Genomic DNA, 15,776 nt, shown 5'->3' with positions numbered 1-15,776 from the left:
TTAATGGTTATTCATTATTGTTATTTAATAGTACTTGATCCACGACACGCTTGCTTTCCTTGCCAATCTGCATACTGATAGGGAATCGTAATTTTTTAAGGTGAGAGAAAATACCTATTTACTTGCAAGCATATCAGCCGTTTTAAGCGCAATACGTACAGCTTTTCTATTTAAGGTACCTTTTTGATGCTCGATTTTTTTATTCTTTTTCTTAATTTCCGATTGCAATTTCTTTATTTCTTTGTCTTTAGCGGAAAGCTTATTTGCGTTCTTTTTCTTCATCATGGAAGAGTAAGATTCAAGACGCTTTGCAATTTCTTCCGTACTACATCCACTAATTGGTATTACAGGCTGTTCTAGGTTTACTTCCTTAAGTCTATCATCTAATGGAACCGTTTCAGGTGTTGGACCATCCTTATATATATGATCAATATTATTTTTATTCAAAAAGTCGATAAAATGGTCAAAGTTTTGGCCTTGCTTCTTGGTTGGGCTTTGGAAGTCGGCTTTTTCAACCAAATCTGGCAGTCTCGTTTTTTCTGTAATATCATTCCACCAAACATGTGTCAATCCATGGTACTCAGTTAACTCCCGCATTCGAGCGTCTTTCGGTATCAATATACTAGGAGTACCAGCAATAGTTGCGGTAATGTTCCCATGTAATCTTGCTCCGAAACTTAAGTCGGCTTGCTTTAAAAAGTCTAACCATGTTGGTACGTTTAAAAAGAATCTTACTCGATTATTCATATATAAAGAATCTGACATACTGACTGGATAATTATCACACGATTCTTCAAGTGGCGGTGCTCCAACATAGGTTAATACCAATTCTTTCATCCATTGTGGAATGAAATAGTGATTTGGGTAATCTTCCAAACTTCTAGTAATAAAGTCTAATACATTTTTTTGTGAAAGTTTTGATGAATTCACACTTACTATCGAATCTTTTGTAATATTCGTTTCTCTAATGTTCAACTCTCTACCAAAAGTGTACATAGAAGGACACCCAATCACAGTATGGTCAACACCTTCGCGAAAACCTAGACGACTTAAGTATTTAGAAGTAATCTCTCCCCGTAGTCCAATTATATTGGATTTTTCCAAGACCGCACTTACAAATGCTTTGACATCTTCATCAAAGGAAAAGCCTTCATTTAGCTTGGGTTCAAAGGGCGCGCGAAGACCTACCCCAATCACATAAACTGGGATTTTTAATTGTTTTATCAATTTTGTATATTTACGCAGAGTCGGAACAAATTGCTCGCGAAACGCATCTGCTAATGGGATAACATAAGCATCGTATTTCTCGTTAATTTCATCTACTCTCTTTGAATCATGACTATAATTATAATAGTCGGGCGTAAAAATCGTATCTTCCGTCATCAAGGTTCGGATGACACTATATTGATACACTAAATTTCCAACATTTCCACCAATACCATTTTTAGCAATAACCTCAGTAGCATCGAATGTGTCAAAAGGTGACATACCGGCCCTTATTAAAATATTTCTCATCTTATACTCTTCCTTTCTAGTTGAATTTAGAAACTTAACCTTCTACATTACGAATAAGGATTTATACACAGATGATGTAGACAATTATATGACAATTAATATTGCCCTACTTTTGCTTCTCCTCTTGCTCAGTAATAGACCGTTCAAACAGCTCAATTCTTGATTTTGGCGGTGAAAGATCAATCTTTGTTTCTTTCTCTTCTTCGGTATTATCTTCTAAGCTTGGAATAATCAGTTCATCGACAACATTTTTCGACGCTTTGCCTAACGTATCACCGAAAAAGTACTGTACAAACGGAGGAATTTTCTCCATTTCAAAATTTTGGTCTTGAATTTTCAGGAGTAATTCATCCGTTGTCTTTACTAATGGGCCTGGAATAAAATCAAAATAATTATAATAGAAATCACGGTCTTGAATGTATTGTTCTACATCGAAGGCAAAAAAGAGCATCGGTTTATTTAACAACGCATATTCAAAGCATACAGAAGAATAATCGGTAATCAATAAATCCGTTATTAACAAGAGATCATTGATTTCTCGATAGTCACTTACATCATAGAAAAAGTCCGCAAATTCATATGGAATATCTAGTTTATTCTGTACAAAAGGATGTATTTTAAATAGAAAAACATATTCCTCATGTAATTCTTCATAAAGTTTCTTTAAATTAAGAACTTCAAACGGATAATGAGCTGATGATTGTCCATTTCCTCTAAAAGTCGGAGCAAATAAAATCACCTTTTTATTTTGTAGAAAGGGGTATTTATTATGCAGGGCGTTGACAACATACTTCTTGTATTCCTCATCAAAAAATATATCTGATCTTGGCACGCCAGTTGCATAGACTTTGTCTACTGTTATCCCGAAACCTTCTGCATAGTTTTTTCTCACACCTTCACTACTTACAGCGGCCTTTGTATAATTCCGATGATTTCTTGATCTAGGTGAAGGTCCTCCTGGTCTTCCTAACCTACTAAAACCAAATGTTTTGAACGCCCCAGCAGCATGCCATACTTGGATTAACTCTGTCTTTTTTCGTATATTTAGCGGATAGACGAGTGGATAGAAGTCATCCAACAATATGACCTTTGCTGTGGCGAAATGAAATGCAATTTTGAGTAATTCAAATAGCGATTTTTTGTTATTAATTCTTTCATTAAACAAAAATCTAATGTCTAAATTTAGATCTCGTTTAAATAATTCTTCATAAACAAAGAAGAAATTGCCGTTTAATTCTGAGCGGCTGTCTGAAGCGAACACAATTTTTTCCTTTTTAACTGGTAATAAACCAAATAAGATGTAAGCTAGTTTAAATAACCGACGTTTTAAGGCTTTGACATACTTATTTTCACTTGATTCGCTATCTTCATCAAGCTCTCTAGGATCATACGATTGCAAAAGAGAATTTTTAAAGCGAAGTGTCTTCGTATATTTATCCAAATCAATTAACAAATTATATTTCAATACTTTTTTCTGTGAAAAGTAATGAAGTTTTGTTGTAAAAAGCTTATCCCCTAACAACTTTTTGGCGCTTGAAAGGGGTATTGACTTTTGATATTTTATATCATCTTGGTCATCAGGCATTTGTTCTAATCTAATATATATATTATATTCGCCAGCCTCTAGCGGTTTTTCTTTATTAATTGTTGATAAATCGATACTGCCTTTAAAGCCACTCAATTGATCTAGAGCTTGCTCATCGTCTACATCAGTTAAAATTTCACTTAACTTGCAATTAGTTAAAGGGATATGAAACATTTCCCTTTCAAGAATTTCGTCATCGGTCATTTCTTCACATGTATCTTCAAGGTCCTGTTCCTCACAGCTTCTATGATTCTTTCGATACTCATCGAAATCAATTTTCGGAACAATTAATAAAGTTTTTCTTATTCTATCTTCTTCATAGGTTGCCAAGCCCTCTATTGTTGCATAACCTTCAATTTCGAAATATGGTCCGTAAATATTAAGTTTAGTAATATCATGAATAACCTTTTTATCATGCTTAAGCTCTACATTTTTATTTTCAATTGATGAGATAAACAATAGACATCACCTCTATTTAATAATTGGTAGGGAAATACTTGTCATCTGCTCTTTTTAACCTCAAGCATTCAAGGCTTGTTAACTAATTCAGAGGTTCTTGGAAGGGTTCTATGCTCAATCTCACCAATATCTTTTCCATGAATATGATTGACAATCCTTTTAGCACTCTTACCATCTAAGTAATCGAAAAAATCCTCTTTAAATTTCACAATACTTGTAAGATCATTTTTTTCATTTAAGATCCAATCTCCTAAGGCCTTTGTTTCATCGAAAAATGGACCAGGAATAAACTTTCGATAATCAAAATAAAAATCGCGTTCTTGGAGATATTCGTTTAAATCATTTGCATAGAATAAAATGGGTCTTTCAAGAAGACTGTAATCAAAAATAATCGAAGAATAGTCGGTAATAAGAATATCCGCGACAGCCATTATTTCCTCAATGGTAAAATTTTCATTAATCAATAAAGCAAAAGATTGATCTTTCTCGTGAATCCAAGAATTCTGTTGCATATATGGATGCAGGTGAATAAGTAAGACATATTCATCCCCTAGCATTGCTCTTAATTCGCCAATATTAATTGGGCAAGAAATCTTCTTAGGGTCATGACTTTTTCCTCTAAAAGTAGGGGCATATAAGAGCACTTTTTTGTTAATTACTTCTGGGAACTGAAGATAAAACCTTTCCCGGGCTTCGTTTATTTTATTCTTATCAAAGAAAAAATCTGTACGCGGCACCCCTAGAGGGAATATCTTATCTTCTTCCATTCCAAAAGCTTCTGCATAATATGGAACCACGCTTTCTCCACTAACATATACCTTTGAATAATTCGAATGTACTTTTACATGTTGGAGATATTCTTTGCTGGGTCCAAATGATTTATTCATTGTACTTAGTCCAAACTTCTTAAATGCCCCTACCGCATGCCAAAGCTGAATAATATCAGTCCCTTTCCTTGGTTTAATCACGTAAACAGGAAAATAGTAGTCATCAATAATAAAGTATCTGGACGTTGCAAGTGCATAGACCGACTTCAGCATGTGTAGGATATATTCAAACTTCCCAAACATTGAGCCATTAAATTTTTTTATCAGAAAGGAATATTGGTAGTCGGGATATTGACTCGCCATTTCTTTATATACATAGTTTAAGTTACCTTCTATAACATTTGAACGATAGGAAGCAAACGTTACCTTTTTCTCCTTAATTGGAAAAACAAGGGCCATTATATTAAAAACACTCCGTAAAAAATACTTTACTATAATTGTAGGTAGAAATTTTAAGTTCACCTTTATGCCTACCTTCCTTTATGCTACTCCATTAAATATTCCAGGCCAAGACTGTTTTTCCCCAAGACACGGTTAAATCATTTTCAAAGGCTTCAATTATTTCTCCAATTGTCGTAACGGATTGAACGGAGCCAATAAGTGTGGTCAAGTAATCCACAATATCAGGAAATTCTTTCATCAATTCCACTGTATCGACAAAATCTTTACGACCACTACGACTACTTCCAATAATGGTAATTCCCTTTTCTAATACCATTCTAGAATTCAATTGGATCGGATATTCAGATACTCCCATGATTGCAATAGAACCCTCTGGGTAGATATGGTCTATAATCTGGTTAATAGCTGCTTCACTACCTCTTCCACCTACCGCTTCAAAAGCATGATCGATCCATAAATCTTCAGGTATCTCATCAATTTGGTAGGCTTCGTCTACAAAGGAAAAATGGTCTAGTTTATATTGGTTTTTGCCGAAGATGATGATTTTGCTGTTCGGATACTTTTTCTTTAAAAGCAAGGAAGTGATATAACCTAAATTACCATCTCCCCAAACGCCCAATACATCTCTTCTTTTATGTGCTTTAGCTTCAAAGCGGGTAATAGAATGTGTTGCAATCGTAATTAATTCTGTAAACGCTGCTACTTTTGGATTAATATCTTCAGGTAATTCAACTAAGCGATCCGCTTCTAAAAACACATAATCCTGCATAAAACCATCATATCCACTTGACCTAAATTTGCTGGAACGCAAATAGTTTTCTGCACAATACTCATCAACTTCCGTAGGCGTATTAGGAATCATCACGACTCTTGTCCCAATTTTAAACTTACCTGAACGATCAAAAACAACTTTACCAATTCCTTCATGAATTAACGCCATTGGCAATTTAGCACTCATTGCCTCTTTACCTCTTGTGCCTGTGTAATAGCGCTGATCCGCAGCACAAATAGAGAGGTACTCAGGGCGAACCACTACATAGTCTGATTGTAAACTTCGATCTTTATAGGTAACTTCAAATTGTCGGGCAGAAACTAATCGATAAACTTGATTGATCATTGTGATATCCGCTCCTGTATAATGGCATTTGCCACTTTTAGATCATAAGGGGTTGTTACCTTGATATTAAATACCTCTCCCCTTACCAATTTTACCTTTTCACCTTTTAAAGCGAATATCTTACATGCATCTGTCAAGATATTCTTTTCGTCTTCATCAAGTGAATGATAATGTTCCACTAATCTTTTAATATTAAAACTTTGAGGCGTCTGCCCTTGGAACATTGTGTCTCGGACTGGTATTTCCGTTATGAATTCCCTGTCTTCTGAACGGATAATGGTATCAATTGCCTCAATCACAGTATCTACTGCAGAATACTCTAAAGCCGCATTAATATTTTCATCGATAATTCTATGGGTTAAAAATGGGCGCACTGAATCATGGGTAACGATGATATCTTCATCATGGATCCCAAAGTGTTCCTCTATATATTCGATTCCACTCATAATCGATTCATTTCTATCTTTACCACCAGCAACAACTACTACTCTATCTATATCTCCAATAAACTTTTTGATAATATCTTTCGTATGATTAATCCATTCTTTTCTTGATACAATAATGATTTTATCGAAACGATCATTTAATAAGAATTTTTCAATGGTATGAATAATAATAGGGCGGCCATTAAGAGGCAGAAATTGCTTTGGCATGTTAACATTACCCATTCTTGAGCCATTTCCACCCGCTAGGATTTCTGCATAAATCACTATAATATCTCCTCTTTTTCATATATTTATATAACTATCAATTTCTGTTGAATTCTGTCATAAACTCATAGTACAATATACACTTCTTTTCCACAATTATCAATATAACCAAAAGATACAAGTGCCAATTGTCATCTTTTGTATGATTAGAAATGACATTTACACTAACTAAAAAAGGCCAATTAAGCACCTAATAACTCGATCGGTCATTTAAAATTGGCCCATTAATATGTGGTTTAAATGATATTTTCTTCCATTAAATGCTGCACAATTCTCTTCGTGTTTTGGCGATCATTAAACTTATTTATTTTTAAATATCTTTCTTGATACTCTTCTTCTAATACATAATCGCGCTTTATCGCATTTTGTACGAATCCTATCAACTCATCTGTTGAATTGGCGATTGGTCCAGGTGCATTTTCTTCGTTGACAGGCGGGATTGCTTTATAGTTTGTAATTAAATAATCCTTTTCTTCCCAATAAAAGATGGGATAAGCTCCTCTGAAGATTGCATCATAAATAGCGGAAGAATAATCGGTAATAAAAACTTGTGCTTTTTTTAACGCTTCAGAAGGATTGCTTTCAATGATATCCTTATATTCCGGAATGTTTTCGTATATGAATTGCGAAAACTTATTGTGGGGAACAATGATCAGTCGATCAAGAAGTTCTGCTTTCTTAAATGCTTCCACTACCTTCATAATGGATTTGTAATAAGATGTTTTCTTGATTTCATTGTTATATATTAATGCTTCCTCCCAATATCTATACGTCGGCATATAAGCAATTTTATCAGCATTTTCATCAAGCTTAGCAACATCTAATGTTGCCAATCCCGTTAGAATTAAATCTTGATCACTATAACCCATTTTGTAAAATTCCTTTGCTTCTAATTCTGAACTTATAACGGATTTATGCATATTATATAAATTTTTATCTTTATGAAATCCGTAAGCCATTGGGTTATCTACAGGCTTTGCGAACATAATACCATGTTGCAAAAATATAAGGGGAACAGACATGATTTTACTGCGAATTTCATCAATATATAGGCGGTCATTTAACAAATGGTTAGAGAGTTCACTCGCAATAAAATAATTTGCTCGAAATATATTCAAATAATGTCTAAAGCTGTATTTGGCAATGATGTTTGCTCCATATATTTCCCTCAATTCAGCATATCGATCGGAATGAGCGTTAATAATAAAATAGTTTTCAGATGTCGATGGATGATTCTTCATCACTTCTTCAAACACGCGAAATCCCGATTCATCCGCCTTTTCACTTTTCTTTTCAAAATAAAGATTGACATTTTTTCCCTTTGTAGGAAACAACTTCGATGTGAGGTGAGCAAGCTTAATTTTTACCCGGTTTATTAGTTTATACTCTTCAGTAAATGGAACAACGGTTGCGGTTAAGTTCCCACCCAGATTTGTTCTTATGACCATTAATTGATCACCATGCTTTTTAAAAGAAAGCGTGGTGGCTTTTTTATCTCTTTTTCTTCTTCTTAAATTATGAATGGGAATCTCTTCGTCGCCCACCAATAGGTTATTATGGATTCGCCCTTCTACCATTAAGGATTTTACAGGTACTTTAAATAGACCGAACCTTTGCAAATACTTTATTGACTTAAAGGGTCGAAAAAACTTTCCGATTTTTCTATCTGCATTTTGTAAATACAAATATTCATATCGACCGTGCGCACGATATGCATAGTGAGTCAGTCGCCCGAAAACGTATAAATTTCTTTTAGTCAAGATTACCCTTAAGTTTGATTGGTTTCCCGTAACCTTATATGGGTCACCCTTTACTATATAGATCCCTCTATGACTGCTAAAAATATAATAGCGCCTCTTATTTATACTAAGAATGGATAATATGTTTTCTTTGTCTCCGTCTTTTACCTGATTATGGTTAAGGAGTTTATATCTTCTTCCCTTGGAAAGGGACGTAAATTTCACTTCTCTTGAAGCATTTTCACTATCTATCTGAATTGTGTTTTTACTCAGTAACTTTATGTTCATACCTTCATGAGGTTTTATAATTTTTAAAAATACTTTATCTACAATAAACTCTTTACGAAACAAATCATACGTAATGACAATGTTGTATTTACAATAAGTTATAATCGATACAACGGTGTACCGAAACTCCGTGGTAGTAAATCCCATATCATATTGATAATGAAGCTGATTTTGGTTATTGGTCAGAAAGTCATCAATTTTAAAGAGTGTTTCCCCGTTTTGATCCACCATACCTATTCGCGATGAGCCTAGTTGGTATACTTGTGTGTATGAATAAAAGTTTTCTATATCAAAGTTATAATAATTTTCATTCTTTATGTTTGTCGAGATTTTTTCTTCTTCCAAAATACAATAGATCAAGTTGTTATACGAATATAAAAGAAACACAACGTTTTCTTTAGGGGCATATTTAAGAAACATTCTATCCTCAATCTCTAATGTTGCTACCTGCTGTGGTACATTTAAATGAAGAGAAAGGATATCAATAGTAATAATTTTATTATCTATTTTTGAGTATAACTCTATTGATTCGGGGTGGCTTTCAACCACTTCAAATGTGGAATCATACATTTCCATTTAATAAACACTCCATTTTCCGGTTAGACCAAATGTAATCACAAATTCTTTATTACAATCATATTTTGATCATCCTCACCACTTTATACTTCTAATTTGAAGATACTATTAAGGCGTGGATCATTATATGATTTTTTAACTGTTCAACATAATTTCATTTATTACTCTTTTACTTGCCTGACCATCTTCTAAAGAACAAAATCTCTCATTGAACTCCATTGTAGTCCTTGGTGGGGTATAACCATTTTCTTCTATATGTTTAATTTCTTTAATTAAATCATCTGTATTTTTAACAAGAGGTCCTGGAGCTTGATTCTCAAAGTCAAAGTAGAATCCTCTTAATTTATCCCTATAGTCCTCTAAATCATAGACATAAAACAGCATTGGACGTTTAAGATTGGCATAATCAAAAAAAACAGATGAATAGTCTGTAACTAACATATCTGAAATAACATAAAGTTCCCTTATATCCTCATAATTAGAAAAATCAATAACAAAACCCTCCATCCCCGATAAGTCGAGACGTTCAGAAACAAGATAATGTAATCTAAGGATTAAGATATATTGTTCTCCCAAATGATTCATCATTTTTTCTAGATCTAAATGAAGATTAAATTTATATTTTCCTTTTGAATAAAATTGATTATCCCTCCATGTAGGAGCATATAGAATCACTTTTTTATTAATGGGGATACCTTCTCTTTTTTTTATTTCTAGAATGGTTTCTTCATCGTTATGATTCATTAAAAAGTCATTTCTGGGATAGCCTGATTCAACAATTGCTTTCTTGTAATTAAAAGCACTCGTAAATATTTTTGTTGAATATTCGTTCGGCGATAGTAAATAATCCCATTTGGTTGCCTCATAAGTGAAATTTTGTTTATATTTCTCTGTATTTGTTCCCGGCATATGTACCTCTTCTATATCCGCACCTAACCTTTTTAAAGGCGTTCCATGCCATGTTTGAACATAAATCGTCTTCCTTGGCTTTGGTATCCATAATGGTAGTCTACTATTCACGATCCAATAACGGGCTCTGGCCATTTTCATTAACCACTGGAACGAGAAGCGTTGTAAACATTTTATGTTATGTCTTCTTCGAAATTGTTCTATGTATCTCTTGTCTATACTCCAGTACATTTCATATTCAATATGATTCTCTAGTAAGTATTCATATATCGCTCTTGGGTTATCACTATATTGTTTTCCATGAAAACTTTCAAAAATAATAAGCTTTTTTTTGGGGGGGAGTTGCCCAATAAGCTTAAACACAATTTTATATAAGAACAGCATAAATTGACTGCGTAAAATTTTACTTAAAAATGACGACACTATACCGCTTCCTCCTTATTTCGATAAGCTGAGCTGACTTCTGCTTTTCAAAGCAAAACATTAGTTTATGCGAACGAACAACAATATCATTTATCGAGCAGGCTATCAAAAGAAAACACCCTTTTAAACTTTCATCGACCGAAAAAACTACCAAATTGGAGTGGTGTTTGATACAATAATAGCGAAAAACAATAAAAATCGGCAACAGCCAAATGAAATAGGCAATACGAATGGATTTTTGGATTACAAATATTACATTTGTTTTTTAGAAACCCATTCTTCAGTTTTCAACTGGAAGAATCCCATCTAAATCTTTGGCGAATTTTGCTGTTATTTGTATTATTATCATCAGTTAAGCAATTATGCAATAATTAGAACTTCACTTACTTCGCTTAAATTAGTTATGATATTACACTTTAATAAGAATTTTTAGTGACATTACGCTATTTCTTACGGAGGTTCTCAAATTGAAAAAAGTCATCACTTACGGCACTTTCGACCTTCTTCACACTGGTCATATCAATATTTTAAGACGGGCAAAAGAATATGGGGATTATTTGATTGTGGCAATTTCATCGGACGAGTTTAATGCGATTAAAGGAAAGAAAGCATACTACACATTTGAGCAAAGGAAAATGATCCTTGAGGCGATTCGTTATGTCGATGAAGTGATTCCTGAACATACATGGGAACAGAAAATCGAGGATGTATTGAAGCATAATGTCGATGTTTTCGTTATGGGCGACGATTGGACGGGAAAATTTGATTTTTTGAAAGAGTATTGTGAAGTCATTTATTTGCCAAGAACGGTAGGTATTTCGACGACGAAAATTAAAAAGGATTTGAATAAAGCGAAGAACCAATAGTGTTTTGAAGTAGTTGGTGAATCTGTTTGCTCCGATTATAGTGGTTTATAGAGTTCCCCAATTGAGCGATCTTATTTCAATTGGGGAATTTCCCAAAAACCATTTGGGTTCTACATAAAATAGAAATTACAATTTCCTTTTCAATTCCTCAATTTCCTTTTTCTCCAAATTCGTTACTTCTGCAATTAATTCAATTGATAACCCTTTTTTCAGCATCCCTAATGCGACTTTTTTGATACCTTTCTCAATACCTCTTTCTTCATAAGAAATCGGGATTTCCAGGATTTTGATTCTATCCGCTTCGTCCATGTAATTGATTTCTTCCATTAATTGCTCCTCCTCTTGTTCAGTTAATATTAAATAACGTTCGAAAAATCCATAGACCAATCGTTGTCTGGCTGGATCTAACTCCATTTTCACAAGCATTTTCAGGAATTCCTTTTTTACTTGAATCTTTTCCTCCTCAGTATAACCCATTTTACTTAAAAGCGCTGCAGCGGCGGGATTGTTTGCCTTTATATAATCCCGCCAATTCTTTTTCTTAAGGTGGAGTGTCAAATAATTGAAGGTTAGTACATGAAAGAAAGGAAAAACCATCGTATATTGATTCTTTTCCCAGTTTTCCTCATAACTAAAAACGGCAATGGGAATAATCGGCTTCCGATACTTGTTGTATAAAAGACTAAAGTAATGATACATGCGCTTGTGAAAATAGGTTTGGCTCGTACTCTGTGGTTCAACATGAATGATAATTAATGATTCCTTGCCTTTTAGCTTTGTTTCAATGACAATATCTAGCTTGCGAGTTTCACCTTCAATTAAGTCTGTGAAAACCTCTTCCGATAAAGGCTTCAGATCATGAAAGTCAACGAATGGATGGACCTCCGGAAAAAATGCTTCTAAAAATTCTTCGAAAAAAGTATGAATCAATTCCTTGAATAATTGATCGTGTCGGATATAATCAGGGGGACTTTCCTTGACCAGTTGTGCTAAGGGCATATGCACACTTCCTTTGTGGATTTTTTTGAGGATGGACTGAGGTGTGTTTCTGTCTTTATTATAGCAAAAAGCGGCAGTGAGTAAAGCACTTACGCCTCATTAAATGGACATAGGATCACTAGTAAGTTTCCGCGATTCTTCCAGTTCTTGATTGAAGAATTTATTTCCCATAAGATCGGAAATACGACCACCATAAACAAATAAACCTTTGATGATTCCTTCTAATATGGATATAATATTCCATATACTTCATACGGGAGGTTCCCCAAAATGAAAAAAGTCATCACTTATGGCACATTCGATCTTCTCCATACGGGGCATATTAATATTTTGCGGCGGGCGAAGGAGTATGGGGATTATCTGATTGTGGCGATCTCAACAGATGAATTTAATGCCATTAAGGGCAAGAAGGCCTATTATTCCTATGAACAGCGCAAGGCGATTCTAGAAGCCGTGCGCTATGTGGATGAAGTGATTCCAGAATGTTCATGGGATCAGAAAATAGATGATGTGAAGAATTATGATGTTGATGTGTTTGTAATGGGCGATGACTGGCGAGGGAAGTTTGACTTTTTAAAAGAATATTGTGAAGTGGTGTATTTGCCGCGTACGGTGGGCATTTCCACAACAAAAATAAAAGAGGATTTGAACAAAACACAAAATGGTTAGAGAACTATTGATTACCTTATATTTATTTGTCTTTCGTATTGTCTTCGCCCTTTTTAAGCTTTATCCTCTTAAAACGAAGTCCACCTTTGTTGCTTCGTTTGGGGATAATGCTTTGTATACGGCGAATGCCTTGAAAAAAATGAAGCCTGATGTTCCAATTGTGATTTTAAAAACAGATGCTTGTAAGGTGGATTTCACAGGGTATTCTGATTGGATGATCTTGAATGTTGAACCTAGCTCTCCGATCCATTGGCTTCGTTCTGTCTTTCATTTAGCCACTTCGTCCCATATTTTTGTTGATAATTATTTTGGCTTTTTAGCTGCGACTTCATTCAAAAGAGATGTCGCTTGTGTACAGCTATGGCATGCGGCAGGTGCGGTGAAAAAATTCGGTTTGAAGGATCCTTCTATCTATTATCGCACGCCCCAAGCTATGGATCGTTTTCAAAAAGTATATCAGCAATTTACCCAAGTTGTTGTGGGGAGTGAAAAAATGAGTGCGATATTTCAACAAAGCTTCGGGATTTCGGCTGAACGAATAATTCGCACTGGAATCCCAAGGACGGATTTCTTTTTCGACGAATTAAATCAGCAAATTGTGGAATCCGATTTAGCTTACCATTATCCCATCGTCCAACAAAAACGTGTCATCTTGTATGCCCCGACTTTTCGGGATAATCAGATGCATATTTCTCAATTAGCGTTAGATGTGGCGAAGATGTATCATGCCTTTCACGAGGAATATGTGTTATTTTTACGACTACATCCGGCGATTCAAGAGGATTGGAAAAATCCCTTTCCTGATTTTGTCTATGACGTCTCCCATTTACCTAATGTCAATCATTTATTGATGGTCACCGATCTCTTAATTTCAGATTACTCGTCAATTCCATTTGAATTCTCCTTATTGCAAAGACCCATGATCTTTTTCGCTTATGATTTAGAAGAATATCGTCGTACACGAGGGTTTTGGGAGGATTATGAAAAATTAGTGCCAGGACCGATTGTGCAAACAACAGATGAGCTCATTGCAGTGATCGAAAAAGGAGAATATGATTTGAAGCAAATAGAAGCTTTCGCACAAGACTGGAATGAATATTCTAGAGGGAATGCAAGTGAACAATTAGTACAAGCATTATATCCTGTCGGAGAGCGGTCTCATTAAAAGTGACCGAGGGTTGACTCCCAAGCGTTTTCATTTATTCACAAAAATTATGATCCCCTTATTTCAGACTGCTAAACTAGCGAAAGAAGATTGCATCTTTTTACACAATATTACATGATTTGTCATCAAAATGTATTGTATCAAATGGCAGATTCATAGTATGATAATGTGTAGCATATTTATTTGTTAATGACAAAAGATAACTTGGTAAGGGAAATTTTGAAATAAAAAGGAGAACACCCTTATGGGACGACAGCAAATCAAAGTAAAAAATAAAAAAAAGCGAAATAGACGCGTTTTCTGGTTCTTAGTTTTTCCAATTTTGTTGATCGCATCTGGAGCGATTACCTATGGTGTGCATATATATAGTAAAGCGGCAGATATGATGGGGAATTCGTATGAGGATGCACGGGGTGGAAAGTCGGATCTACGCGAAAAAAAGGTTGACCCGAAAATTGATAATGTGTCCATTTTGTTTATCGGAATTGATGACAGCGAAAAACGCAGCGAAGGCGACAATACCCGTTCAGACGCTCTTTTGCTTGCAACCTTGAATGAAAAGCAGAAATCAGTTAAGCTTTTATCCATCCCTCGTGACTCGTATGTCTATATCGATGAAGTTGGATATTCGACCAAAATCAACCATGCCCATAAGTATGGTGGTCCCAAAGCTACGATTGAAACCGTGGAAAACCTATTGGATATTCCTGTTGATTATTATGTAAGAGTCGATTTTGAGGCATTCATGCAAATTATCGATGCTCTTGATGGTGTGGAAATTGATGTGCCTTTTGCCTTTTCAGAACAGGATTCCAAAGACCGTGCCAATGCCATTTCCTTAGAACCCGGTTTGCAGACGCTTGATGGCGAGGAAGCTTTGGCGTTTGCGCGAACAAGGCATATGGATAACGATATTGAGCGTGGGAAAAGGCAGCAAGAAGTGATCAAAGCGATTTCAAAGAAAGCCGCTTCTGGCGCCATACTTCCAAAACTCGGCCAAATCATTGATGCGATTGGCGCCAATATGAAAACGAATATGACGTTTGATGAAATCAAAGCCTTCGCCGATTATGGCATCACAAGAAACTTAAGCATTGAGACACTGACAATTGATGGGAAAGATAGCTACATCCCAAACAGCAGTGGACAAAATGTATATTACTGGGAATTGGATGATGAATCCGTGGCTGAAACGAAGCTTGCGCTGAAACAACATCTAGGTCTTGAACCAGCTAGCGACACCACTCATAACGTCGCCAATCCCGCTTCAAACGAAGAAGAATAAGCCAAAAATAAAGGGGCAGTCCAGATAGTCGTATTTTCGACCTGTGGATGCCCCTTTTCATGTTTCAAAACCTTGCTGTATCCACATTTCCTGATTATTACACTTGAGGGCACTTCCACTTTTCGGACAACCCCTTTTTTGGTGAATGACTCGTCCCGAATTAAAAAGTTCAGCATTTCCTTTGGGAAGTTCAGCAATCCCTTTGGAAAGTTCAGCAATCCCTTTGAAAAGTTCAGCAATCC

General features: G+C 35.1%; 11 protein-coding genes and 1 pseudogene. 4 read left to right on the top strand and 8 right to left on the bottom strand.

What is annotated here, in order from left to right; all coding sequences use genetic code 11:
• Window positions 1–114 precede the first annotated feature (114 nt).
• From MUB24_RS06895 to MUB24_RS06865, 7 genes and pseudogenes are all read right to left on the bottom strand, one after another.
• Window positions 115–1,515 carry a polysaccharide pyruvyl transferase family protein gene (locus MUB24_RS06895; protein ID WP_244702577.1) on the bottom strand — a complete coding sequence of 467 codons (1,401 nt, stop codon included), beginning with the start codon at window positions 1,513–1,515 and terminating at the stop codon, window positions 115–117.
• Window positions 1,516–1,621: 106 nt separating this feature from the next.
• Window positions 1,622–3,559, bottom strand: a complete 1,938-nt coding sequence (locus tag MUB24_RS06890; protein WP_244702576.1) for a CDP-glycerol glycerophosphotransferase family protein — start codon at window positions 3,557–3,559, stop codon at window positions 1,622–1,624.
• A 68-nt stretch (window positions 3,560–3,627) separates the two neighbouring features.
• Window positions 3,628–4,848, bottom strand: a complete 1,221-nt coding sequence (locus tag MUB24_RS06885; RefSeq protein ID WP_244702573.1) for a CDP-glycerol glycerophosphotransferase family protein — start codon at window positions 4,846–4,848, stop codon at window positions 3,628–3,630.
• A gap of 31 nt (window positions 4,849–4,879) precedes the next feature.
• Window positions 4,880–5,905, bottom strand: coding sequence for a ribitol-5-phosphate dehydrogenase (locus MUB24_RS06880; protein ID WP_244702572.1), 1,026 nt, complete (start codon window positions 5,903–5,905; stop codon window positions 4,880–4,882).
• On the bottom strand, window positions 5,902–6,615 hold the full coding sequence (locus MUB24_RS06875; RefSeq protein WP_244702570.1) for an IspD/TarI family cytidylyltransferase: 714 nt from the start codon (window positions 6,613–6,615) through the stop codon (window positions 5,902–5,904). Before MUB24_RS06875 ends, MUB24_RS06880 begins: the two co-directional genes overlap by 4 nt.
• A 236-nt stretch (window positions 6,616–6,851) precedes the next feature.
• A complete protein-coding gene (locus MUB24_RS06870; protein ID WP_244702569.1) occupies window positions 6,852–9,218 on the bottom strand; it encodes a CDP-glycerol glycerophosphotransferase family protein in 2,367 nt (788 codons plus the stop codon).
• Window positions 9,219–9,353: 135 nt separating this feature from the next.
• Window positions 9,354–10,526, bottom strand: a pseudogene (locus tag MUB24_RS06865) (CDP-glycerol glycerophosphotransferase family protein); the annotation flags it as partial.
• A 491-nt stretch (window positions 10,527–11,017) separates the two neighbouring features.
• Here MUB24_RS06865 and tagD (MUB24_RS06860) point away from each other — a divergent pair.
• Window positions 11,018–11,416 carry a glycerol-3-phosphate cytidylyltransferase gene (gene tagD / locus MUB24_RS06860; protein WP_244702566.1) on the top strand — a complete coding sequence of 133 codons (399 nt, stop codon included), beginning with the start codon at window positions 11,018–11,020 and terminating at the stop codon, window positions 11,414–11,416.
• Window positions 11,417–11,542: 126 nt separating this feature from the next.
• Here tagD (MUB24_RS06860) and MUB24_RS06855 read toward each other — a convergent pair whose 3' ends face one another.
• Complete coding sequence (locus MUB24_RS06855) at window positions 11,543–12,415, bottom strand: RpnC/YadD family protein (protein WP_244702564.1); 873 nt, start codon at window positions 12,413–12,415, stop codon at window positions 11,543–11,545.
• Between the two features lie 270 nt (window positions 12,416–12,685).
• On the opposite strand from MUB24_RS06855, the gene tagD (MUB24_RS06850) reads away from it, so the two are divergent.
• The 3 genes from tagD (MUB24_RS06850) (at window position 12,686) to MUB24_RS06840 (ending at window position 15,534) form a co-directional block, all read left to right on the top strand.
• On the top strand, window positions 12,686–13,084 hold the full coding sequence (gene tagD, locus MUB24_RS06850; protein ID WP_244702561.1) for a glycerol-3-phosphate cytidylyltransferase: 399 nt from the start codon (window positions 12,686–12,688) through the stop codon (window positions 13,082–13,084).
• A 112-nt stretch (window positions 13,085–13,196) separates the two neighbouring features.
• Complete coding sequence (locus MUB24_RS06845) at window positions 13,197–14,249, top strand: CDP-glycerol glycerophosphotransferase family protein (RefSeq protein ID WP_244702558.1); 1,053 nt, start codon at window positions 13,197–13,199, stop codon at window positions 14,247–14,249.
• A gap of 244 nt (window positions 14,250–14,493) precedes the next feature.
• On the top strand, window positions 14,494–15,534 hold the full coding sequence (locus MUB24_RS06840; RefSeq protein ID WP_244702556.1) for an LCP family protein: 1,041 nt from the start codon (window positions 14,494–14,496) through the stop codon (window positions 15,532–15,534).
• Window positions 15,535–15,776 lie beyond the last annotated feature (242 nt).

The sequence above is a fragment of the Lederbergia sp. NSJ-179 genome, from assembly GCF_022867885.1.
Taxonomy (GTDB): Bacteria; Bacillota; Bacilli; order Bacillales; family Bacillaceae_C; genus Lederbergia.
The sequence above is the reverse complement of the archived record's forward strand: the minus strand, read 5'-3'. Positions and strand labels throughout refer to the sequence as shown.